This window comes from Pantoea sp. NPDC088449 (genome assembly GCF_044753225.1).
Taxonomy (GTDB): Bacteria; Pseudomonadota; Gammaproteobacteria; order Enterobacterales; family Enterobacteriaceae; genus Pantoea; species Pantoea floridensis.
In genome coordinates, this window is sequence record NZ_JBIVMT010000001.1 from 879735 (window position 1) to 901632 (window position 21898).

Here is a 21898-nt window from a genome sequence, read left to right on the forward strand (position 1 = left end):
ACAGTAGAGCGGTCACTTAACATTTTTAACAATTTTAAAACAAAGGCTTTGCTAAATGTGAAGCAGGAGAACGGGCTATGTCACTGCAGGTTTCGCGTCACGATTTCGATCAATGGATGATGCCGGTTTATGCTCCGGCGGCTTTTGTACCGGTACGCGCTGAGGGCTCGACGCTGTGGGATCAGCAGGGAAAAGAGTATATCGATTTTGCCGGCGGCATTGCCGTTAACGCGCTGGGTCATGCACATCCTGCGTTACAACAGGCGCTGACTGAGCAAGCCGGTAAATTGTGGCATACCGGGAATGGCTACACCAATGAACCGATCCTGCGTCTTGCCAAACAGCTGATTGATGCCACTTTTGCCGACCGCGTGTTCTTTTGTAACTCCGGTGCTGAAGCGAATGAAGCGGCACTTAAGCTGGCGCGTAAAACGGCACACGATCGTTTCGGGGCCGAGAAAAATGGCATCGTGGCGTTTAAGAATGCCTTCCACGGCCGCACGCTGTTCACCGTGACTGCGGGTGGGCAGCCAGCTTACTCCCGTGATTTTTCTCCGCTGCCTCCGGCGATTGACCATGCTGTCTTTAACGATTTGGCGTCAGCGGCGGCGTTAATTAATGATCAAACTTGCGCGGTGATCGTCGAGCCTATCCAGGGTGAAGGTGGCGTGCTGCCTGCCGACCCTTCCTTCCTGCGCGGCCTGCGTGAACTGTGCGATAAACATCACGCGGTGCTGATCTTTGATGAGGTACAGAGCGGCGTAGGCCGTACCGGTTCGCTGTATGCCTACATGCACTACGGTGTGACGCCAGATGTGCTCACCACCGCTAAAGCGCTGGGTGGCGGCTTCCCGATTGGTGCCATGTTAACGCGCGAAGATTTGGCGCAGGTGATGGGCGTGGGTACGCATGGCACCACCTATGGCGGCAACCCGCTGGCCGGTGCCGTGGCGGGAAAAGTGATGGAGCTGATCAATCAGCCTGATTTCATGGCGGGCGTTGCCGAGCGTCATCAATGGTTTGTCGCCGCGCTGCAAGAGTTGAATCAGCGTCTGCCGGTATTTAAAGAAGTACGCGGCCTTGGCCTGTTAATTGGCGCGGTACTCAATGACGACTTCGCCGGTAAAGCCAAGCAGTTCAACCTTACTGCCGCCGAAGAGGGCGTAATGGTTCTGATTGCTGGCGCCAACGTGGTGCGCTTTGCGCCCGCGCTCAACATCAGCGAGCGTGAGGTGAAGGAAGGATTGGCACGCTTCGAACGTGCCTGTGAACGCGTGCTCAAAGGAGCCACATCATGATGGTCATTCGCCCCGTCGAACGTGACGATCTTGCGCAGTTATTGTCGCTGGCGGGCAAAACTGGAGGCGGCTTAACCTCGCTGCCTGCGGATAGCGATACGCTTAAAGCCCGCATTGAGCGGTCGCTGCTCACCTGGCAAGGCGCGCTGCCGCGTGCCGAACAAGGCTATGTGTTCGTGCTGGCCGACAGCGAAGACAATCGCGCCGTCGGCATCTGTGCCATTGAGGTCGCCGTTGGCTTGCAGGATCCCTGGTATAACTTCCGCGTGGGGACGCAGGTGCATGCCTCGAAAGAACTTAACGTTTACGCCAGTTTGCCCACGCTATCGCTGAGCAACGATCACACCGGCAGCAGCGAGATGTGTACCCTGTTTCTCGATCCCGATTACCGCGATGGCAAGAATGGTCATCTGCTATCGAAATCGCGCTTTCTGTTTATGGCTAACTTCCGCGATCGCTTTATGAAACGTGTTGTCGCGGAGATGCGTGGCGTCAGCGATGACAACGGGCATTCACCATTTTGGGATAGCGTAGGTAGCCGCTTCTTCTCCATGGAGTTCAGTAAAGCGGACTTCCTCAGCGGCACCGGACAGAAAGCGTTTATCGCCGAGCTGATGCCGAAACATCCGCTCTACATTCACTACCTGTCTGAAGCGGCGCAAAAAGTGATTGGCGAGGTTCACCCCAAAACGGCGCCGGCGCGCGCGGTGCTGGAGGCAGAAGGATTCCGCTACCTCAACTATGTCGACATCTTTGACGGCGGCCCCACGCTGGAGTGCGAAATCGATCGCATCCGCGCCATTCGCAAGAGTCGGCTACTGCATGCCGCCGAGGGAGAAGCCGAGGAGAGCTGGCCGCTTTGCCTGGTGGCCAATGCAGATTACCAACATTTCCGGGTAGCGATGCTGCCGGTAGATATCGCTTCCGGCGTGGTACGTCTTAATGAGCGCCAGCGCACGGCGCTGCACTGTAATAATGGCGATGAGCTGCGTGTGGTCACGCTGTGTCGCGAGGAGAAAAAAGCATGACGCATTTTATTAATGGTCAATGGGTGACCGGCGGCGCTGACGCCTTGAGCAAAAACAATCCGGTTACCGGCGAGACACTGTGGCAGGGCAAGGCCGCCAGCGGTGAGCAAGTAGCGGCAGCCTGTGAAGCGGCGCGCGCGGCGTTCCCGCAGTGGGCGAGAATGCCTTTTACGCAGCGTCAGGAACGGGTAGAGCGCTTTGCGCGTTTACTCGAAAGCCATAAAACCGCGCTGGCGGAAACCATCGCGCAGGAAACCGGCAAGCCGCGCTGGGAAACCCTGACGGAAGTGCAGGCGATGATCAATAAAATTGCCATTTCAATTAAGGCTTACCACAGTCGCACCGGCGAGCAGGCGGAAGGTGAAAGCTCACTGCGCCATCGTCCACACGGCGTGCTGGCGGTGTTTGGTCCTTACAATTTCCCCGGCCATCTGCCAAACGGTCATATTGTACCTGCGTTGCTGGCAGGTAACTGTGTGGTGTTTAAGCCGAGTGAACTGACGCCTAAAACCGCCGAAAAAACCGTTGAGCTGTGGCAGCAAGCGGGATTACCCGCAGGAGTGATTGCGTTGGTGCAGGGCGGCCGTGAAACGGGTCAGGCGCTGGCGAACGCGTCACAAATTGATGGCCTGCTGTTTACGGGCAGCGCCGCCACTGGATACCACCTGCATCGTCAGTTTGCCGGCCAGCCGGAAAAAATGCTGGCGCTGGAGATGGGCGGCAACAACGCGTTGATTGTCGACGATCCTGCCGATCGCGATGGCGCGGTGCATATTGCCATTCAGTCGGCCTTTATTACTGCTGGACAACGTTGCACCTGTGCACGTCGTCTGCTGGTGAAGCGGGGTGCGGCAGGTGATGCCTTCCTGCAACGTTTAGTCGAGGTGTCCGCACGCCTGCAGCCTGGCGCGTGGAACGCCGAGCCGCAGCCGTTTATGGGCAGCGTCATCTCGCCAGCGGCGGCCGGACAGATTTTTGCCGCCTGGCAGCAGCACGTTGAACGCGGCGGCAAAGTGTTACTGGCGATGCATTGGCCGGATCGTGACAGCGCAATCATCACCCCGGGCATTATTGATATGACGGATGTTGCTGACCTCCCCGATGAGGAGGTGTTTGGTCCGCTGTTGCAGGTGATTCGCTATGACAGCTTTGAACAGGCGATTGCTATCGCCAATAACACTCGCTATGGCTTGTCATGCGGCTTGATTTCACCGCAGCGCGCGCAGTTTGATCAACTGTTACTGGAGGCGCGCGCCGGGATTGTTAACTGGAACAAACCGCTCACCGGCGCGGCCAGCACCGCGCCATTTGGTGGCATTGGTGCCTCGGGCAACCACCGCGCCAGTGCGTGGTATGCAGCAGATTACTGCGCCTGGCCGATGGCCTCGCTGGAAAGTCCAAGTCTGGCAATGCCTGCCAGCTTGTCGCCGGGACTCGATTTCTCGCCACAGGGAGCAAAATAATGAAAGCGTTTGAAGCCAACTTTGATGGATTGGTCGGTTTGACGCACCATTATGCCGGGCTGTCGTTTGGTAATGAGGCGTCGACGCGCAATCAGCTGCAACCTTCGAATCCGCGTTTGGCGGCGAAACAGGGGTTGCTGAAGATGAAAACGCTGGCTGATATGGGCTACGTGCAGGGGGTCATCCCGCCGCATGAGCGTCCTAATCTGCCGCTGCTGCGTCAGCTTGGCTTTAGCGGCAGCGATGAGCAAGTGCTGGCGCAAGCGGCAAAGCAGGCACCGCAACTGCTTTCATCGGCTAGCTCGGCTTCAGCTATGTGGGTGGCGAATGCCGCTACGGTTTCTCCCTCGGCTGACAGCGCCGATGGTCGCGTCCACTTCACCGTCGCCAACCTCAATAACAAATTCCACCGCGCTATCGAAGCGCCGGAAACGGCCGATCTTTTGCGCGCCATTTTCCGCGACACGCAGCACTTCAGCGTGCACGATGCGTTACCACAGGTGGCGCAGTTTGGTGATGAAGGTGCGGCGAATCATAATCGCTTTGGCGCTGACTATGGTGAAGCTGGCGTGCAATTGTTTATCTATGGTCGTGATGGCCAGCAGCAGGGTGCCACACCTGCACGCTATCCGGCACGGCAAACGCGTGAGGCCAGCGAAGCGGTGGCGCGTTTGCATCAGCTTAACCCTGAGCGCACGCTGTTTGCCCAGCAGAATCCAGCGGTTATTGACCAGGGCGTATTCCATAACGACGTGATTGCGGTGAGTAATCAGCAGGTGCTGTTCTGCCATCAGGATGCATTTGTTAATCAACCGCAACTGCTCAACGATCTCGCCGCGCGCGTCAGCGGTTTCCAGCCGATTGTAGTGCCGCGTGATAGCGTCTCGGTTAGCGATGCAGTAAATACGTATTTGTTTAACAGCCAGCTGTTACAACGTGCTGAGGGTGGCATGCTGCTGGTGCTGCCGGAAGAGTCGCGTCAACATGCTGGCGTGTGGCGCTATCTCAGTGAGCTGGTGGAGAGCGGCGGCCCCATTCGTGAACTTAGCGTGTTTGACCTGCGAGAAAGTATGTTTAACGGTGGCGGTCCAGCATGTTTACGCTTGCGCGTGGTGTTAACGGAAGCTGAGCGCCAGGCGCTGAATCCAGCCGTACTGATGAACGATCGTCTGTTCGCCACATTGAATGATTGGGTTGACCGTCACTATCGCGATCGCTTAACCCAGGCGGATTTAGCCGATCCGCAGCTTCTGCGTGAAGGGCGCATTGCGCTGGATGAGCTGACGCAGCTGCTAGACTTAGGCAGTGTCTACGCGTTTCAGCGTTAACGCCGGGGCGAGAGGTTCGCCCCACGTCGTTAAAAAAGGAGTGAACATGCAGGATTTTTTACAGCAGACACTGTCTGGTGTGCCGCCACAGCAAAAAGAGGGCAGCAACGAACATCTCCGCTGGCAATGGCATAATGAGGGACTGTTGTCCCTCACACCGCATACCGCGACGCAGCAGGCTTTGGTGCTTTCCGCTGGCATTCACGGCAATGAAACCGCGCCGGTTGAAATTCTCAACCTATTGCTGACGCCGCTGTTAAAAGGTGAAAAGCCGCTAGCGGTGCGCCTGCTGGTGATTTTAGGTAATCCCGCGGCGTTACGCAGCGGTAAACGCTATCAGCAATACGATATCAACCGGCTGTTTGGCGGACGCTGGCAGCAGGTGGCTGATGTGCCGGAAGCGCAGCGTGTGTTACAGCTGGAGCAGGAGCTGGAGAATTTCTGGCGTGCCTGCCTCGATCATGAAGTGCGCTGGCATCTCGATCTGCATACTGCTATTCGCGGCTCATATCATGCGCGATTTGGCGTGATGCCGCTCAATCCGAATCCGTGGCCTGAAGACTTTATGCATTGGTTAGCGGCGGCGGAACTGGAAGCGCTGGTGTTCCATCGTTCACCCGGCGGGACCTTTACCCATTACAGCTGTGAACACCATGATGCGGCGAGCTGCACGCTGGAGCTGGGAAAAGCTTTACCTTTTGGTGAAAACGATTTGAGCCAGTTTGCTGGGGTACAGCAGGCGCTGGCGGCGCTGCTGTATGGCGAGACGTTGCCGGAAGTGCGTGAACGTCCGCGTCATTATCGCGTGGCGCAGCAAATTACCCGCCACGGTGAGAAGTTTGTCCTGCATATGGGGCCGGAAACCTTGAACTTTACCGCCTTCCCGCAGGGCACGCTGCTGGCAGAGGAGGGCGACACGCGCTATTACGTGCAGCAAGCGCGCGAATTTGTGCTGTTTCCCAATCCTCACGTCGCACCAGGATTACGCGCAGGACTGATGCTGGTGGAAGAGAATGAGCAGACGCAGGCGCTGGCGCTTTAATGTGCTTTCACCTTCACCCTAATCCTCTCCCGCCGATGGGAGAGGGACATTTCGGAGATGACGCTGGCACCGCGCACATTTCCCTTTCTGAAAACCGACAATGCCGTTACACTCCTCCTTAATTCCTGCCTTTTTCCTTTGATTGTCATAAACTTTTTCAAATCCTCACGCATTTCTTCGCTTTCTCTCCATGATTGCCTGATTTTTGTCTTTTATGCTTTCAGGGCTTTACTCAGCCTCTGAGTAGTTGACGTTCAGCGTCGTATGCTTGTTTCCGAAGACGCGACACAGGCTGTCGTCATTAAACTGATAAGTAAGGACAATATTATGCGTAAATTAACTTCTGTTTTCCTGGCTACCGCAATGGCTCTTGGTGCTGCAAATATCGTCCATGCTGCGGCAGACAATCTGACTCCGCCGCCAGCGGGCAGTGAAAAACCGATGCACAAGCCGCCGATGCGCCATCACGGCATGGAGATGATGTTTAAAGGACTGAATCTAACGGATGCGCAGAAAGCGCAAATCAAAACTATCCTGCGAGATAGCCATAAAGAGATGAAACGCCCGTCGCTGGAAGAGCGTCGTGCTGACCATGCCATCATCGCTTCCGATACCTTTGACCGCGCGAAAGCCGAAGCGCAGGCCGAGAAGATGACCGCGAACGCGAAAGATCGCGCTCTGCAGATGATGGAAACCCAGAACAAAATCTATAACGTGCTGACGCCAGAACAGAAAAAACAGTACAACGCGAACTTTGAGAAACGCTTAACGGAAAAAGGTCCGCACGATGGCAAAACCCCGCCAGCGCCGGCTGATGCTGAGTAAGCATTTTCGCTAACTGAATAGAGACCGCCGACGTTGTCCATTGCGTTCGATGCTTTGGGCAACGTTGGCGGTTTTTTTTATAGCTCGATCAGCGGGAACACGCCTGAGAGCAGCGGACGGCAGAGGATTTTGTAGCCATCATGATCAAAGCCGTGCGAGGCACGCTGCAGCTGCCGCGCTTCGGCTTCGCTACTCACCGAACCCAGCCAGAACCAGTGATCGATCACATGGATTTGCGTAATATCGGCACCGCGCTCCACCATGCCAACCGGACCTTGCCACGGCCAGCACAGGATACGCATCTGCTCTAAGGCGGCATGCAGACGCTGCTGATGCGCAGCAACCGACTCCTTTCCGCAGCACGCGCCGGCACAGCGATTAAGCGCCGCACGAAAACAACCTCGCCCCGGACGCAACGATTCCAGTCCCAGCAGGCCGTGACACAAGCGCTGCTCATCGGCAAGCGTTTTCAGTTTCTCCAGCGCGGCAAAGCGGCTACGAAACAGGCCATAAAGGTTGGGCGAACGGGAGAAGTCGAGATCCTTCGCATAAACCACCTGCGGCGCGCCGTCGCCTAATTGCAGCGAACAGAGCTGACGATTTTTACGAAGTCGCTTGTTGAATAGCGGCTGCTGAGTTTTGATCATTTGTGCTTCCAGCAGCTGCGCACCGACATCTCCTGCGGTGGGGATCCAGGTCACGCGCCGCGCCTGACGCAGCATGCTGGCTTCATCTGGCGTACGAAAATGTGCCATGACCCGACTGCGCAGGTTAACGCTTTTGCCGATATACAACGGCAGATTTTCATTTTCGCCATGGAAGGTATACACGCCTGGCTGGTTAGGTAACCCTTCCAGCCATTGACGTAGATGTTCGGGATATTGATAGATTGCTGCCGCATCGAAATCGAGGCGGTGGCTGGCTGCACGTCTGACCAAAGCACACTCCGATTACTGGTTGTCCATCCAGTGTATCAAAGTGTGCTTTTTCTCGCCAGTCAGCGGGGAGGAGAAAGTTTCCCGCATTGACGGCGGGAAAGGAGGAGCGCTTACTTCTTCCAGAAGTCGTCGAACACGGTAATCGGCGGACGACGTTTGTGCTCGGTTTTCAGATACCAGCCTTCAATAGTTTTTGCCGCGGCGGCATCAATGGTTTTGCCTTCCAGATAAGCGTCGATTTGCTGATAGGTGACACCAAGCGCCACTTCATCCTGCAAGCCGGGGCGATCATCTTCCAGATCGGCCGTCGGATGCTTCAGATAGAGATGTTCCGGGCAGCCGAGCGTTTTCAGCAGCTGTTTGCCCTGGCCTTTGTGCAAGCGGAAGATCGGATTGATATCGCTGCCGCCATCGCCGTATTTTGTGAAGAAGCCGGTGATCGCCTCAGCCGCATGATCCGTTCCTACCACCACACCTTTGGTCATGCCGGCAATGCTGTACTGCGCTTTCATGCGCTCACGGGCTTTCTCATTGCCACGCACGAAATCTGAAACGGTAATACCCGCCTCTTTCAATGCACGTTCACTGGCCAGGATCGCTTCTTTAATATTCACCACCAGCGTGCGGTCCGGCTGGATAAATGCCAGCGCATCCTGACAATCCTGCTCATCGGCCTGCACGCCATACGGCAAGCGTACGGCGATAAAGGTGTAGTCATTATCGCCGGTCTCTGCACGCAGTTCGCGAATTGCCGTTTGTGACAAAATGCCGGTAAGCGTGGAATCCTGGCCACCGCTGATACCGAGGACCAGCGTTTTCAAAAACGGGTGGGCTTGCAGATAGGATTTCAGGAAATCAACGCTGACGCGGATCTCCTGCTGCGGGTCAATAACGGGCTTAACACCAAGGGCTTCAATGATTTCCTGTTGCAATGACATGGACCTCTCCTCAAGTCAGTAGCCTGACGGCACAATGCGAATCATCTGCTAAAGCTAACGCCTCTGTCCCCAAACAACAAGCCGCACGGATTATTGTCGAAGTTAAAAGCTTACAAATCAGGCGCTTTTTGATTTCTGTACCAATATATTGAACGACACAATCGCCAGCATGAAGCAGCCAAAAATCGTGCCCGTCATGCTCACCACCGAGGTGCCGCCCAGGCCGGTGATTGGCACGCTAATGGCACCAAAGGTAAACATACACACGCCGATAACCGCCGATGCGCTGCCCGCACGATGTCCCTGGCTCTGCATTGCCAGGGAGGAGGCTGTAGTGGCAATCACGCCATTACTGGCAATGGTGAAGAATAGGGCCACCAGCAGGATCGGCAGCGCGGCACCTGTTAGTCCAGCCAGCAGTAAACAGCTTGACGCCACAAACGCCAGCGTAAGACCACCTTTCAACACGCGATATTCTCCCCACAGCGGGCAGAGGCGTGCACTGGTTTGGGATGCAATAATCAGGCCGAGGCCGTTGGCGGCGAAGCAGAAGCTGAATGCTTGCGGCGTGAGTCCGTAAAGCTGCTGCAGCACAAACGGTGACGCCCCGATGTAGGCAAACATACCGGACATCATGAAACCCTGCGTCAGGCAGAAGCCCATGAACTGACGATGCGTCACCACCTGGCCCAGTGCTGCCCACGCTGAAAAAATCGATCCCTGGCTACGACGTTCGGCCGGCAAGGTTTCATGCAGCTTCCAGCGCGTGAGGAAAATTAACACAATGGCAATGCAGCCGAGCACCACGAAAATGCCGCGCCAGTTAAGCACCGTCATTAACGCGCCGCCCAGCACCGGCGCACCAATCGGTGCCAGGCCGTTGACCAGCATCAGCAGAGCAAAGAAACGCGTTAATTCATGGCCGCTGTACATATCGCGGGCAATGGCGCGCGACAGCACGGCGCCGCCCGCACCGGCCAATCCTTCAAACAGACGAGCCACCAGCAACGCGTTGATATCTTTTGCCAGCGCGCAGCCAATCGAGGCAATAAACAGCAATATCAGCGATAACAGTAACGGACGGAGGCGACCAAATTTGTCGCTCATTGGTCCAAACAGCAGCTGACCGGCTCCCAAACCGAGCAGACCTGCCGTTAGGCTCAGCTGCGCCGTGGCCGTTTCGGTGTGCAGATCGCGCGCCAGTTCCGGCAGCGCAGGTAGATAAAGATCGATACAAAGTGGCCCGAGTGCCGCGAGCAGCCCCAGCGTAATGGCATAAACCAGGCGGTGAGAAGGTGCAGGTGTCATTTATCCTCAGTCTTAATTCATTGCTATCGGTATTTTTTCGCGGGTGATTATACGAACCCCGGCGCATCAACACAGCATTTTTACGAAAACCTGACGCTTAAGATTTTGGTGAAATTTATCCCATAAAGTTGATAAATCTGGATTTATGTTCCAGGCTTACTTCACATGGACAAAAAAACGAGGAACAACAACATGAATAAAGTGATGGGATGTATCGCTGCCGCTATGACGCTGGCAGCCCTGTCGGGTTGTACGACTTATGACAAAGCTGAAAGCTACGTAACCAAGCCGGTGGTAAAGGATGTGAAAAAAGGCATGACGCGTGATCAAGTGCGTCAAATTGCAGGTCCAGCCTCAACCGAAATCACCATGGTTCATGCGCGCGGTACCTGCCAGACTTACGTGATTGGCGAGCGTGACGGTAAACCGCAGACCTACTTCGTGAGCTATAACGATACCGGTCGCGTGATGAATTACGGCTTCCAGAGCTGTAAGGATTACGATACCGACCCGCAAGCGGCGCAATAAGCGCAGCAGAATAATAAACGGCCCGTCATTGACGGGCCGTTTTTCGTTGCAGGCTTATAAGCCGTAAGGGCGAGGCACTTCAATATAGCTGCCGCCGATTTCGCGCTGGTAGTAATGGCCTTCCTGCACATAGTAGCGCTTGCCATTGAAATCGAGCACGCGCATGCCGCCAGCGGGCGGGCTGTCAGGCGGTTGTACTACCACGTAAGTGTCGCCCTGACGCTGATAGTAGCTGCCATTCAGCATGTAGTAGGTGAGTCCGCCAATCAGCACCGCCGTTGCCGCTTCAGGTAAGAAGCGTAGCGGGCCAGGCCCACCCCAATGCGGGCCTCTTCCCCAATGGGGACCAGGGCCCCAACCGCCGGGATACGCATGACTGATAGCTGGTGTTAATAAGGTTAACGCCAGCACCGAGGCGATAACATTTTTCATCGGTGATTCTCCTGCTGTGATTAGCAGCAGAATTGGCCTTCTGGCGGCAAAACTCAAGCGAAAAGCGGTCGATTTTTCCTCTTTTTACTATGCTTAACGCTTTCCTGACACAGCCGCCATGATTGGGGTGAATTGGGGAGAAAAGGACATAAAAAAACGGCAGGCCCATTGGCCTGCCGTTATGTTAATGCGATGCGTTAGCGGTGCGCCAGTTCAGCGTGTTCGTCGCTCTCCAACACTTTTTTGTCGGTCAAACCGAGCCAGCGGCTGGTGAGTGAACCGGCCGTCATTGAACCATTAACGTTGAGCGCGGTACGGCCCATATCAATCAGCGGCTCGATGGAGATCAGCAGCGCGACCAGCGTGACCGGTAGGCCCATCGCCGGCAACACGATCAGCGCGGCAAACGTTGCACCGCCACCGACGCCCGCCACACCGGCGGAACTCAGCGTCACGATACCCACCAGCGTGGCAATCCACATCGGATCGAAGGGATTGATGCCAACCGTAGGAGCAACCATCACCGCCAGCATCGTCGGGTACAAGCCCGCACACCCGTTTTGACCAATGGTGGCACCAAACGATGCAGAGAAGCTGGCAATGGATTCGGGTACGCCGAGGCGACGCGTCTGCGTTTCCACATTCAACGGAATGCTCGCGGCGCTGGAGCGGCTGGTGAAAGCGAAGGTGATCACCGGCCACACTTTACGGAAGAAGCGCATTGGGTTGATACCGTTGACCGACAGCAGCAGGGCGTGCACGGCAAACATAATGGCCAGACCGAGATACGATGCAACAACAAAACCACCCAGCTTAATGATGTCCTGCAGATTGGAGCCGGCCACCACTTTGGTCATCAACGCCAGCACACCGTACGGCGTCAGCTTCATGATCAAACGTACCAGCTTCATCACCCAGGATTGCAGAGTATCGATCGCCACCAGCACGCGCTCGCCTTTGACCTTGTCATCTTTCAGTAGTTGCAGCGCCGCCACGCCGAGGAAGGCAGCGAAAATCACCACGCTAATGATGGAAGTAGGGTTGGCACCGGCCAGATCGGCAAACGGGTTTTTCGGAATAAACGACAGCAGCAGCTGCGGCGTGCTGAGGTCAGCGACTTTACCAACATAGTTGCTTTGAATCGCACTCAGACGCGCGGTTTCCTGCGCACCCTGTACCAGACCTTCAGCGCTTAGGCCGAACAGGCCGGTAACCAGTACGCCGACCAGCGCGGAAATCGCGGTTGTCACCAGCAGCACGCCAATGGTTAGCACGCTGATTTTACCCAGCGATGAGGCATTATGCAGACGCGCAACGGCGCTCAGAATCGAAGCGAAAACCAGCGGCATCACAATCATCTGCAACAGCTGAACGTAGCCATTACCGACGATATTGAACCAACCAATTGACGCTTTTACCGTGGCGCTGTTTTCGCCGTAGATGGTTTGCAGCGCCAGACCGAAGGCCACGCCTAATACCAGACCGGTCAGCACGCGCTTTGACAGGCTCCAGCTTTGGTTGCCAATGCGGTTCAACAGAATCAGTAGCGCGATAAACGCCACAATATTAATGATTAGGGGAAAATCCATGCTCAACTCCAGAGTGTGCCGCGCCAGCAGATTATGATGGTGCGGATAACAGTAAGTCCCCGTTAGGGAATATTTAGAATGTTATCAGTTCAGCGTTGGGCGGGCTTATACCCAAAAAGAATGTTTTATAACTTTATCGCTGTATTTGTGTGGTTATTGACCGTTTCGACCATTAACCATGCGACCGACGCCATTTTGTAGCGTATTGAACAGTTGTTCCGGCCAGCCATTGGCACCAAAAGAGGGCATTCCGGGCGGGAACCATAAGGCATAACCGACCAGCGCGAGACAAAGCGCGCGTTCAAGTTGGTTACCTTTTTGACTATTAAGAATTGGTAAGCGGAAGCGCCAACGGCAGGGCCACAGCAGCGGCACGCCTGCGGGGGTGAGCATATCGGCCACGATGTGGCTGAGATAGCCAAGCGTCATGCCTTGCAGCACATCAGCGGGCAAAAACCAGTCGGCAGGCACGTTAATCTGGAATAGCCACAACCCCACCGCCACGGCCAGTAAACTGTGAGTAAAGCCGCGGTGACCAAAAGCGCGGGCAATGGGGTGCGATAGCCACCTTAGCCGCTGGCCTAACACGGATTTAGGGTGATCGATATCGGGAAGCAGGCAGGTTAGCAATGCAGCAGGCACCAAATGCCACCAGTCGGCGCTGGCCAGGACTGGCGTCAGTTCCGCACGCTTGGCAAAAATGGCGCTGGCAATGGCAAAAATGATATGGCCTTCGGCCGTCATGATGGAACCTGGCTGCATAAAACTGTCGATGCATCCAGTATAGGGATTTATCCAGTAAATGAGAATGGTGACGCTGTAACGAAGCGTTAATAATTTCTGCTTTCCCGCGCCACAATGACGCGGGAAAATAAGGGGTTAGCTTAGCGTGCTAACCATCCGCCGTCGACAGCCAGCGTGTAACCGTGCACGTAGTTTGCAGCGCTTGAGGCGAGGAAGACAATCGGCCCCATCATGTCGTCAGGAATGCCCCAGCGTCCGGCAGGAATACGGCCTAAAATCTCCTCATTGCGCGCTTCATCACTGCGCAACTGCTCAGTATTATTGGTCGCCATATAACCCGGCGCAATGGCGTTGACGTTGATACCGTGTTTTGCCCATTCATTTGCCATCAGGCGTGTTAAGCCCATCACCGCGCTTTTCGAGGCGGTATAGGAGGGCACGCGAATGCCGCCCTGGAACGAGAGCATTGAGGCAATATTGATGATCTTGCCGCCATGGCCTTGCGCGATAAACTGACGCGCCACCCGCTGCGACAGGAAGAACAGACTCTTACTGTTAATGTTCATCACATCATCCCAATCTTTTTCGCTGAAATTAAGCGCATCTTCGCGGCGAATAATGCCAGCGTTGTTGACCAGAATATCAATACGACCGGCGTGGGCTACCGCCTGTTCAACAACGTGTGGAACCACGGAAGATTGTGTGAGATCGGCTTGTATCGACCAGAAGCGGCGTCCTAGCGCCGCGACTTTAGCTTGGGTATCGTCAGGCCCCGCGCGGTTGACGCCAATAATGTCACAACCCGCCTGCGCTAAACCGAGCGCCATGCCCTGGCCCAGTCCGGTATTGCAGCCGGTAATCAGCGCCACTTTGCCTTCCAGATTAAATGCATTGAGTATCATGATTGCTCCTTGTTAGCGCAGCGCGCTGATGTTGACGTGGTCCATGTCATCAAACACCTGGTTTTCACCCACCATCCCCCAGATAAAGGTATAACGCTGCGTACCGACGCCAGCATGAATCGACCAGCTGGGGGAAATCACCGCCTGCTCATTGTGTACCAGCAAATGACGCGTCTCTTGCGGCTGGCCCATCATGTGGAATACCGCGCTGTCATCGGCCATATCAAAGTAGAAATAGACTTCCATGCGGCGCTCATGCGTGTGACACGGCATGGTATTCCACAAGTTACCGTCATCGAGGCGGGTTAAGCCCATGGTCAGCTGGCAGGTAGGCAACACATCCGGCACGATGAATTTATTGATAGTGCGACGATTCGAGGTGGCGGCATCGCCCAGCGTGGCTTTAACAGCTTCGTTGAGGGTGATTTTTTTGTCAGGATAACGCGTGTGCGCCGGTGCGCTGTTGTAGTAAAACTTCGCGGGATGATGGGCATCGCTGCTGCGAAAAATCACGCTCTGCGCACCTTGCCCAACATACAGTGCTTCCTGCTGGCCAATCTCCCAGGTTTTGCCGTCTACTTCAATTAAGCCCGGTCCGCCGATGTTAATCACGCCGAGCTCGCGGCGTTCGAGGAAGTAACTGACGCCTAACTGCTTGCCGACTTCATGGCCAATAGTGACTGCAGTGTGCACCGGCATTACGCCACCGATGATGATGCGGTCAATATGGCTGTAGGTGAGGGTGTAATTGTCAGCGTCGAAAATTTTCTCGATGAGAAACTCGCGGCGTAAACCGGCGGTGTCGAGGGTTTTGGCGTGATCGCTGTGTATGCTTTGACGAACGTCCATCTCAGGCCTCTCAAGAGTCAAAGGAAGTGGTCCCGATGCGGGTCTTTGGGCATCTTAGGCAGGATGGGATGCGAATTCAATAAAAATGAAACGATGTTTTATTTATTTGGGCAGTTGATCAAATTGCATAAAAAAGCCCGCGTTCAGCGGGCGACGGTTAACCGTGCAGATGCTCGGGTTTGAGCTGGGTTAAATCATCAAGAATAACATTCGCCAGCGACCAGCGCGCATCATCACGATGTTCGGGCGCAGGTACTACAATCGAACGCATGCGTGCCGCTTTGGTGGCGATCATGCCGTTGAACGAGTCTTCCAGCGTTACGCAGTTCAAGGGATCAATCCCCAGTTTGGCTGCCGCATCCAGGTAAACCTGCGGGTGCGGTTTGCTGTAGGGCAACGCTTCGGCTGAAGCCAGCACGTCAAAGTAGCTGCGCAGGTCGAACATCTCCAGCACGCGTTCCAGCATGTGCAGGGGCGAAGCGGAGGCGAGACCGATTTTCAAACCTTGCTGCTGGCACAGTTGCAGTGCCTGCTCCACGCCCGGCTGCAGCGGACGCGTCTCTTCAACCAGCGCGATCGCACGCGCAATGATGCGCTTTGTCACTTCCTCCTGGTCCGGACCGCTCCAGGGCAGCGCTTCAAACCACATGCGCACGGTTTGATCGATGCGCAGACCTAGCGTATCCGGTAATTCATGGCGGCGGGTGATATTCACATTGAGGCTGGCGAAAATATCCAACTCAGCCCGATCCCATAACGGTTCAGAGTCAATCAACAATCCGTCCATATCAAAGATGGCGGCCAAAACAGGACGACGGTATGACATAAAACTGCTCCCTAAGACATTTTGCTTACCTTAGCACGAGTGCTCAAAAAAGCCGACTTACGGCAGGTTACGCATTTTTCAGGAAAAATTGCGATAGTGCAGGTAGACTTAGGCAAAACGATGATCAGTTCAGGGAGACTCCATGACTTACCAACAGGCTGGCCGCATCGCCATCCTTAAGCGCGTGGCTGGTTGGGTGATTTTTATACCTGCATTGCTGTCCACCCTTATTTCGCTACTGGGTTATATGTTTAAGCACAGTGAAAAGCAGCCCGGCATTGATGCGGTGATGCTCGATTTTGTGCATGTGATGGTCGATATGGTGAAATTCAATACGCCGTTTCTTAACGTGTTTTGGCAGAACTCGCCGATACCGGAATTTCACGGCGGCACGAATGTGGGCTTTTGGCTGATCTACATTCTGATTTTTGTTGGCATCGCGTTACAGGCTTCAGGCGCACGCATGTGGCGTCAGTCACGCCACATTAAAGAAGGTATTGAGGATCAGTTGATTCTGGAGCAGGCCAAAGGAAGTGAAGGGCGAACGCGTGTGCAGCTGGAAGATAAAATCCACATACCGCGTCACACCATTTTCTTACAGATTTTTCCGCTCTATATTTTGCCCGTCATTATCGCTATCGCCGGATACTTCGTGCTGAAGCTGCTCGGTATGTTGTAAAGCGTCAGGCCGGTCTGGCCTGACGTTCTCCCAATACATCTTCATCTAACAACTGGCCGACGGCCAATTGCGCTGCGCCGGTCCAGTTGCCGCCAAAGACATTGGCGCGATTGAGCAGGTAATAGAGCTGATAAACGGGCTGTCGCTGCGAGAAACCGTCCGCCAGCGGCCACACAGCCTGGTAGCCATCAAAAATCTCACGCGGAAGATCGGCGTAGTAGCTCAGCATCGCCAGGTCGCATTCACGATCGCCCCAATAACAAGCCGGATCAAAGAGCCAGGGCCCGTTCGCGCTGCCCGCACAGTTGGCTGGCCATAAATCGCCATGCAATAAAGAAGGCTGCGGGTGATGGTTGGCCAGCGCGCGCTGTACGCAATCAACAATCAGTTCGGTATCGCCGTAATGCACGCCTTTTTCCGCTGCTAACTGCAGCTGCCAGCCGATGCGTTGTTCAGCGAAAAACACCGACCAGCGGCGTAGCCAGCTATTAGGTTGTGGTGTGGTCGTGATGTTGTTGTCGAAATCGAGGCCAAATTGCGGTTGCTCGCTCCATTGATGCAGATGCGCTAATTGCTGGCCGAGCTGAAAAGCACTTTGATGATTGAACGGCTCGGGCGAGATGTACTCCAGCAGCAGGAAGCTGGTGTCGCGATCGTTACCGACGCCATACACTTTTGGCACCCGTACGGTCTGCGTGCGCGCTAACAGATCAAGCTGGTCCGCTTCCCAGCTAAATAGGGTGAGCATATCGCGAGTGTTGCATTTAACGAACACATCTAACTCGCCATAACGAATGCGCCATGCCGGATGGACATCGCCGCCGGGCAGTTCCTGACGTTCGGTAATGTCGGCATCGCCGGCGTACTCGCTTAACAGTCGACTAATGGCTGACCACATCGGGTAATCCTCTTTATTCGCTGTGTAAGTTCGATTGTAACGCGCAAAACTTCAGCAAACCTGACGTCGATGCCGTTTTTTGCAATGAGTCAGGATTGTTCTTTCAAAAAAGCTTCCAGCGTCGTGATTTTAACCTCAGGTTTATGTTTCAAGGCAATTTCGGCATAGCCCGCCGCTTGCTCTGCCACTTCACGTTCCTCTAAAGCACTGACGAAACCGAAGCTATTGGTTCCCAGTTCGTGTGGATGGCCGTCATCATCGCTGAGAGTGGTGCTAAATCCAGCATTGATCATTGCACTGTTAACCGACTGGAGGTCACCCAATCCATTTTCTTGATACTTCAACGTGACAATGTAACGTTTGACATCATGGTCGCTCATTATTCACCTCATTGTTATCGAACAGATTTCAGCGTAGACCAGCAGGCAACATAGAGCGAATTTTAGGCGATTTAACGCTGCTAAGTGGAGGGTAAATCTTCGTCAATAAGGTTCGGAAAATTCTTGTGGCTTTTGGGCTGCTATTTAATTAATTGCCTCCTATAATGCGCAGCGAAAATGGGAAGATTCCCATTAAATAAGCGCTTCAGCGACTTTTTAGGCTTTTTTTGTGAGTACATGCTTTTTTACAAAACTTACGCTAAATTGCATTGCTTGGCCGGAGAAACGCTTCAAACTCTTCGTTTTTTAAACTGTCGTACGGGTTACTTTTAATGAAAGCCTTCAACAAGCTGTCCGCTGTTTTATTGCTCTCTGCTGGAGCATTTTGTCACCAGGCATTTGCAGATAACGCCGTTTTCACCTCTATGGATGACCCTTCCACGGCAAAAAAACCGTTTGAAGGCAATCTATCAGCGGGTTATCTGGCTCAAACCGGTAACACCACCAGCTCGTCGCTGAGTGCTGCTACCAATATGACATGGTACCAAACCAATACCGCATTGAGTCTGTGGGGCAACGCTTCGAACAACTCTTCAAATGATGAGCGTTCGTCTGAGACCTACAACATTGGTGGCCGTAGTCGTTATAACCTCAACAGCGCCGATTACCTGTTTGGCCAGGCAAGCTGGTTGAGTGACCGTTTCAACGGTTATGACTCACGCGATGTACTGACTGCCGGTTATGGTCGTCAGATCCTTAACGGTCCTGTTCACTCACTGCGTGCTGAAGTCGGTCCAGGTGTGCGTTACGACGACTTCCATGATGGCGGACATGAAACCAAAGCGCTGGGTTACGGTGCGGTGAGCTATCAATGGCAGCTGACGGATACCACCAAATTTATTCAGGGTGTATCTGTGCTGAGCAGCTTCGGTGAAGACACCACGCTGAACTCAGAAACTGCGCTGCAGGTGGCGATTAATGACCACTTTGCGTTGAAACTGGGTTACAACGTGACCTGGAATAACAATCCGCCAGAATCTGCACCGGATCGTACTGATACCAAAACGACGATCCAGCTCTCATACGCAATGTAAGCGAGCCCGATATAAATCACCGCTGCCAGGCCTGTGCCTCGCGGCGGTTTTTTTTATTTCTCTTTAGCTTAGCGAATCTCTGCACGGGTTTTGATCGGCAGCGAAAGCTGCTATTATCATCGCCGCTTTACATTCCTGGCGTCATTCCGACAACGTGGGTCTGACATTACGCCGGGTTACTTATTACCAAACTGATTGTTGCATGTAGGCTTTCGTGTGGCTTACCACTGCAATTAAGGATATGAAATGCCAGTAATTACTCTTCCTGATGGCAGCCAGCGCAGCTTTGACCGTCCCGTCAGCGTAATGGATATCGCTTTGGATATTGGGCCGGGTTTGGCGAAAGCCTGTATCGCCGGTCGCGTGAATGGCGAATTGGTTGATGCGGTTGATCCGATCACCGAAGATGCTCAGGTAGCGATTATTACCGCTAAAGACGAAGCCGGTTTAGAAATCATTCGTCACTCTTGCGCGCACCTGTTAGGGCATGCGATTAAGCAGCTGTGGCCAAACACCAAGATGGCTATCGGCCCGGTGATTGATAACGGTTTCTATTATGACGTTGATCTGGACCACACCTTAACGCAGGAAGATCTTGAGCTGCTGGAAAAGCGTATGCACCAGCTGGCTGAAAGCAATTACGATGTGGTTAAGAAGAAGGTGAGCTGGCAGGAAGCACGTGATGTGTTTGCTGAGCGTGGCGAAAGCTACAAAACCACCATTCTTGACGAGAACATCAGCCATGACGATCGTCCTGGCCTGTATCATCATGAAGAATATATCGACATGTGCCGCGGTCCGCACGTGCCGAACATGCGTTTCTGCCATCACTTCAAACTGCAGAAAATCTCCGGGGCTTACTGGCGCGGCAACAGCGATAACAAAATGCTGCAGCGTGTTTACGGTACGGCCTGGGCGGATAAAAAGCAGCTGGCTGCTTACTTGCAGCGCCTGGAAGAAGCGGCAAAACGCGACCACCGTAAAATCGGTAAGCAGCTTGATCTCTACCACATGCAGGAAGAAGCGCCGGGCATGGTGTTCTGGCACAATGACGGCTGGACCATCTTCCGCGAGCTGGAAGTGTTTGTGCGTACCAAGCTGAAAGAGTACGACTATCAGGAAGTGAAAGGTCCGTTTATGATGGACCGCGTGCTGTGGGAAAAAACGGGTCACTGGGAAAACTACAAAGAAGCGATGTTCACCACCTCATCCGAGAACCGTGAATATTGCATCAAGCCCATGAACTGCCCAGGCCACGTGCAGATCTTTAACCAAGGTCTGAAATCCTATCGTGACCTGCCGCTGCGTATGGCGGAATTTGGTAGCTGTCATCGTAACGAACCTTCAGGTGCGTTGCATGGCCTGATGCGCGTGCGTGGCTTTACTCAGGATGATGCTCATGTCTTCTGTACCGAAGATCAGGTACGTGATGAGGTGAACAGCTGTATCCGTATGGTATACGACATGTACAGCACCTTCGGTTTTGAAAAAATCGTGGTGAAACTGTCGACCCGTCCGGAAAAACGTATCGGAACCGACGAAATGTGGGACCGTGCGGAAGTAGATTTAGCAGAAGCCCTGAAAGAGAATGAGATTCCATTCGAATATCAGCCGGGAGAAGGTGCATTTTATGGCCCGAAAATTGAGTTTACCCTGTACGATTGCCTCGATCGCGCCTGGCAGTGTGGCACCGTTCAGCTAGACTTCTCCCTGCCTAAGCGTCTGGACGCTACTTATGTAGGCGAAAACAACGATCGCCAGACACCGGTAATGATTCACCGTGCAATTCTCGGTTCGATGGAGCGCTTTATTGGCATCCTGACCGAAGAATTCGCAGGATTCTTCCCGAGCTGGTTGGCGCCGGTGCAGGCTGTGGTGATGAATATCACCGATAGTCAGTCAGAATATGTCAGCGAATTGACAAAGAAATTGCAGAATGCGGGCATTCGTGTCAAAGCAGACTTGAGAAACGAGAAGATAGGCTTTAAAATCCGCGAGCACACATTACGTCGCGTCCCTTATATGCTGGTTTGCGGTGACAAAGAGGTGGAAGCAGGCAAAGTTGCCGTGCGCACCCGCCGTGGTAAAGACCTTGGGAGCATGGACGTAGATGTGTTTGTTGAGAAGCTGCAACAAGAGATTCGCAGCCGACATCTTCACCAATTAGAGGAAACAGGTTATTAAAGGCGGAAAACGAGTACAACCAACACGTCCGAACCGTATCAACGGCGAAATCCGAGCCACCGAAGTGCGCTTAACTGGCGTAGACGGTGAGCAACTTGGCATTGTCACCTTGCGTGAAGCCATTGAGAAAGCTGAAGAAGCTGGCGTAGATTTAGTTGAAATCAGCCCGAACGCCGAACCGCCGGTTTGCCGTATTATGGATTACGGCAAGTTCCTTTATGAAAAGAGCAAGTCTTCTAAGGAACAGAAGAAGAAGCAGAAAGTTATCCAGGTTAAGGAAATCAAATTCCGTCCTGGTACCGATGATGGCGACTATCAGGTCAAACTACGCAACCTGATTCGCTTTCTGGAAGAGGGCGATAAAGCCAAAATCACGCTGCGTTTCCGCGGTCGTGAGATGGCGCACCAGCAGATCGGTATGGAAGTGCTTAACCGCGTCCGTAAAGACCTGTGTGAAGACATGGATTTGGCGATTGTCGAATCCTTCCCTTCGAAGATCGAAGGTCGTCAGATGATCATGGTGCTCGCTCCTAAGAAGAAGCAGTAGGCCTTCAAGTAATAAAACCGCGCAGCGCTTGCGTTGTGCGGATTTTTATTCGCCTATCTGATTCATTTTATTAACAAT

General features: G+C 53.9%; 22 protein-coding genes. 11 read left to right on the top strand and 11 right to left on the bottom strand.

The features are described from left to right. The first annotated feature begins 77 nt into the window (after positions 1–77). The 6 genes from ACIP6T_RS04205 (at position 78) to spy (ending at position 6984) form a co-directional block, all read left to right on the top strand. Positions 78–1298 carry an aspartate aminotransferase family protein gene (locus tag ACIP6T_RS04205; protein WP_097094140.1) on the top strand — a complete coding sequence of 407 codons (1221 nt, stop codon included), beginning with the start codon at positions 78–80 and terminating at the stop codon, positions 1296–1298. After that, positions 1295–2326, top strand: a complete 1032-nt coding sequence (gene astA, locus ACIP6T_RS04210) for an arginine N-succinyltransferase (protein WP_097094139.1) — start codon at positions 1295–1297, stop codon at positions 2324–2326. The genes ACIP6T_RS04205 and astA overlap by 4 nt, the downstream gene beginning before the upstream one ends. Further along, entirely contained in the window at positions 2323–3789 is a 1467-nt protein-coding gene (gene astD / locus ACIP6T_RS04215) for a succinylglutamate-semialdehyde dehydrogenase (protein ID WP_400455520.1), read from the top strand. Before astA ends, astD begins: the two co-directional genes overlap by 4 nt. Continuing rightward, a complete protein-coding gene (gene astB / locus ACIP6T_RS04220; RefSeq protein ID WP_400455523.1) occupies positions 3789–5117 on the top strand; it encodes an N-succinylarginine dihydrolase in 1329 nt (442 codons plus the stop codon). Before astD ends, astB begins: the two co-directional genes overlap by 1 nt. Before the next feature lie 46 nt (positions 5118–5163). After that, on the top strand, positions 5164–6159 hold the full coding sequence (astE, locus tag ACIP6T_RS04225; protein ID WP_400455526.1) for a succinylglutamate desuccinylase: 996 nt from the start codon (positions 5164–5166) through the stop codon (positions 6157–6159). Between the two features lie 327 nt (positions 6160–6486). Next, entirely contained in the window at positions 6487–6984 is a 498-nt protein-coding gene (gene spy, locus ACIP6T_RS04230) for an ATP-independent periplasmic protein-refolding chaperone Spy (protein ID WP_097094135.1), read from the top strand. A gap of 77 nt (positions 6985–7061) precedes the next feature. Here spy and cho read toward each other — a convergent pair whose 3' ends face one another. From cho to ACIP6T_RS04245, 3 genes are all read right to left on the bottom strand, one after another. Then, positions 7062–7922, bottom strand: coding sequence for an excinuclease Cho (cho, locus tag ACIP6T_RS04235; RefSeq protein ID WP_097094134.1), 861 nt, complete (start codon positions 7920–7922; stop codon positions 7062–7064). Between the two features lie 110 nt (positions 7923–8032). Continuing rightward, positions 8033–8860 carry an ammonia-dependent NAD(+) synthetase gene (nadE, locus tag ACIP6T_RS04240; RefSeq protein ID WP_097094133.1) on the bottom strand — a complete coding sequence of 276 codons (828 nt, stop codon included), beginning with the start codon at positions 8858–8860 and terminating at the stop codon, positions 8033–8035. 117 nt (positions 8861–8977) lie between these two features. Continuing rightward, a complete protein-coding gene (locus tag ACIP6T_RS04245) occupies positions 8978–10168 on the bottom strand; it encodes a multidrug effflux MFS transporter (protein ID WP_097094132.1) in 1191 nt (396 codons plus the stop codon). A gap of 192 nt (positions 10169–10360) precedes the next feature. Between ACIP6T_RS04245 and osmE the strand changes: the two genes are divergently transcribed. Beyond that, complete coding sequence (osmE, locus tag ACIP6T_RS04250) at positions 10361–10696, top strand: osmotically-inducible lipoprotein OsmE (protein WP_007892614.1); 336 nt, start codon at positions 10361–10363, stop codon at positions 10694–10696. A gap of 54 nt (positions 10697–10750) precedes the next feature. Here osmE and ACIP6T_RS04255 read toward each other — a convergent pair whose 3' ends face one another. The 6 genes from ACIP6T_RS04255 to hxpB form a co-directional block, all read right to left on the bottom strand. Continuing rightward, positions 10751–11128 (bottom strand): DUF6515 family protein, encoded by a 378-nt coding sequence (locus ACIP6T_RS04255; RefSeq protein WP_400455531.1) that lies wholly within the window; start codon positions 11126–11128, stop codon positions 10751–10753. Between the two features lie 197 nt (positions 11129–11325). Next, on the bottom strand, positions 11326–12717 hold the full coding sequence (locus ACIP6T_RS04260) for an L-cystine transporter (protein ID WP_097094130.1): 1392 nt from the start codon (positions 12715–12717) through the stop codon (positions 11326–11328). A 153-nt stretch (positions 12718–12870) separates the two neighbouring features. Next, positions 12871–13461 (bottom strand): metal-dependent hydrolase, encoded by a 591-nt coding sequence (locus ACIP6T_RS04265; protein ID WP_097097547.1) that lies wholly within the window; start codon positions 13459–13461, stop codon positions 12871–12873. Between the two features lie 140 nt (positions 13462–13601). Beyond that, positions 13602–14363, bottom strand: coding sequence for a 2-dehydro-3-deoxy-D-gluconate 5-dehydrogenase KduD (gene kduD, locus ACIP6T_RS04270; protein WP_345826832.1), 762 nt, complete (start codon positions 14361–14363; stop codon positions 13602–13604). 12 nt (positions 14364–14375) lie between these two features. Continuing rightward, positions 14376–15212 (bottom strand): 5-dehydro-4-deoxy-D-glucuronate isomerase, encoded by an 837-nt coding sequence (gene kduI, locus ACIP6T_RS04275; RefSeq protein ID WP_345826831.1) that lies wholly within the window; start codon positions 15210–15212, stop codon positions 14376–14378. Between the two features lie 157 nt (positions 15213–15369). Beyond that, complete coding sequence (gene hxpB / locus ACIP6T_RS04280; RefSeq protein ID WP_345826830.1) at positions 15370–16038, bottom strand: hexitol phosphatase HxpB; 669 nt, start codon at positions 16036–16038, stop codon at positions 15370–15372. Between the two features lie 142 nt (positions 16039–16180). Between hxpB and ACIP6T_RS04285 the strand changes: the two genes are divergently transcribed. Continuing rightward, positions 16181–16717: a YniB family protein gene (locus tag ACIP6T_RS04285; protein ID WP_345826829.1), complete on the top strand. Its 537-nt coding sequence runs from the start codon at positions 16181–16183 to the stop codon at positions 16715–16717. Between the two features lie 4 nt (positions 16718–16721). Here the strand turns inward: ACIP6T_RS04285 and ACIP6T_RS04290 are convergent, their stop codons facing one another. Both ACIP6T_RS04290 and ghoS read right to left on the bottom strand, forming a co-directional pair. Continuing rightward, positions 16722–17615 (bottom strand): fructosamine kinase family protein, encoded by an 894-nt coding sequence (locus ACIP6T_RS04290; RefSeq protein WP_097094125.1) that lies wholly within the window; start codon positions 17613–17615, stop codon positions 16722–16724. Positions 17616–17704: 89 nt separating this feature from the next. Further along, complete coding sequence (ghoS, locus tag ACIP6T_RS04295; protein ID WP_345826828.1) at positions 17705–17995, bottom strand: type V toxin-antitoxin system endoribonuclease antitoxin GhoS; 291 nt, start codon at positions 17993–17995, stop codon at positions 17705–17707. A gap of 332 nt (positions 17996–18327) precedes the next feature. On the opposite strand from ghoS, the gene ACIP6T_RS04300 reads away from it, so the two are divergent. The 3 genes from ACIP6T_RS04300 (at position 18328) to infC (ending at position 21820) form a co-directional block, all read left to right on the top strand. After that, positions 18328–19089, top strand: coding sequence for a YdiY family protein (locus tag ACIP6T_RS04300; protein ID WP_097094123.1), 762 nt, complete (start codon positions 18328–18330; stop codon positions 19087–19089). Between the two features lie 246 nt (positions 19090–19335). Then, positions 19336–21273 (top strand): threonine--tRNA ligase, encoded by a 1938-nt coding sequence (gene thrS / locus ACIP6T_RS04305; protein WP_097094122.1) that lies wholly within the window; start codon positions 19336–19338, stop codon positions 21271–21273. Beyond that, positions 21269–21820 (top strand): translation initiation factor IF-3, encoded by a 552-nt coding sequence (gene infC / locus ACIP6T_RS04310; protein ID WP_036621995.1) that lies wholly within the window; start codon positions 21269–21271, stop codon positions 21818–21820. The genes thrS and infC overlap by 5 nt, the downstream gene beginning before the upstream one ends. The last annotated feature ends 78 nt before the right edge of the window (positions 21821–21898 follow it).

What these genes read in the sequence shown, in the direction of transcription:
- ACIP6T_RS04205 (WP_097094140.1), top strand. Translation starts at nt 78, where the DNA reads ATGTCACTGCAGGTTTCGCGTCACGATTTCGATCAATGGATGATGCCG.
- astA (WP_097094139.1), top strand. Translation starts at nt 1,295, where the DNA reads ATGATGGTCATTCGCCCCGTCGAACGTGACGATCTTGCGCAGTTATTG.
- astD (WP_400455520.1), top strand. Translation starts at nt 2,323, where the DNA reads ATGACGCATTTTATTAATGGTCAATGGGTGACCGGCGGCGCTGACGCC.
- astB (WP_400455523.1), top strand. Translation starts at nt 3,789, where the DNA reads ATGAAAGCGTTTGAAGCCAACTTTGATGGATTGGTCGGTTTGACGCAC.
- astE (WP_400455526.1), top strand. Translation starts at nt 5,164, where the DNA reads ATGCAGGATTTTTTACAGCAGACACTGTCTGGTGTGCCGCCACAGCAA.
- spy (WP_097094135.1), top strand. Translation starts at nt 6,487, where the DNA reads ATGCGTAAATTAACTTCTGTTTTCCTGGCTACCGCAATGGCTCTTGGT.
- nadE (WP_097094133.1), bottom strand. Translation starts at nt 8,860, where the DNA reads ATGTCATTGCAACAGGAAATCATTGAAGCCCTTGGTGTTAAGCCCGTT.
- ACIP6T_RS04245 (WP_097094132.1), bottom strand. Translation starts at nt 10,168, where the DNA reads ATGACACCTGCACCTTCTCACCGCCTGGTTTATGCCATTACGCTGGGG.
- osmE (WP_007892614.1), top strand. Translation starts at nt 10,361, where the DNA reads ATGAATAAAGTGATGGGATGTATCGCTGCCGCTATGACGCTGGCAGCC.
- ACIP6T_RS04255 (WP_400455531.1), bottom strand. Translation starts at nt 11,128, where the DNA reads ATGAAAAATGTTATCGCCTCGGTGCTGGCGTTAACCTTATTAACACCA.
- ACIP6T_RS04260 (WP_097094130.1), bottom strand. Translation starts at nt 12,717, where the DNA reads ATGGATTTTCCCCTAATCATTAATATTGTGGCGTTTATCGCGCTACTG.
- ACIP6T_RS04265 (WP_097097547.1), bottom strand. Translation starts at nt 13,461, where the DNA reads ATGACGGCCGAAGGCCATATCATTTTTGCCATTGCCAGCGCCATTTTT.
- kduD (WP_345826832.1), bottom strand. Translation starts at nt 14,363, where the DNA reads ATGATACTCAATGCATTTAATCTGGAAGGCAAAGTGGCGCTGATTACC.
- kduI (WP_345826831.1), bottom strand. Translation starts at nt 15,212, where the DNA reads ATGGACGTTCGTCAAAGCATACACAGCGATCACGCCAAAACCCTCGAC.
- hxpB (WP_345826830.1), bottom strand. Translation starts at nt 16,038, where the DNA reads ATGTCATACCGTCGTCCTGTTTTGGCCGCCATCTTTGATATGGACGGA.
- ACIP6T_RS04285 (WP_345826829.1), top strand. Translation starts at nt 16,181, where the DNA reads ATGACTTACCAACAGGCTGGCCGCATCGCCATCCTTAAGCGCGTGGCT.
- ACIP6T_RS04290 (WP_097094125.1), bottom strand. Translation starts at nt 17,615, where the DNA reads ATGTGGTCAGCCATTAGTCGACTGTTAAGCGAGTACGCCGGCGATGCC.
- ghoS (WP_345826828.1), bottom strand. Translation starts at nt 17,995, where the DNA reads ATGAGCGACCATGATGTCAAACGTTACATTGTCACGTTGAAGTATCAA.
- ACIP6T_RS04300 (WP_097094123.1), top strand. Translation starts at nt 18,328, where the DNA reads ATGAAAGCCTTCAACAAGCTGTCCGCTGTTTTATTGCTCTCTGCTGGA.
- thrS (WP_097094122.1), top strand. Translation starts at nt 19,336, where the DNA reads ATGCCAGTAATTACTCTTCCTGATGGCAGCCAGCGCAGCTTTGACCGT.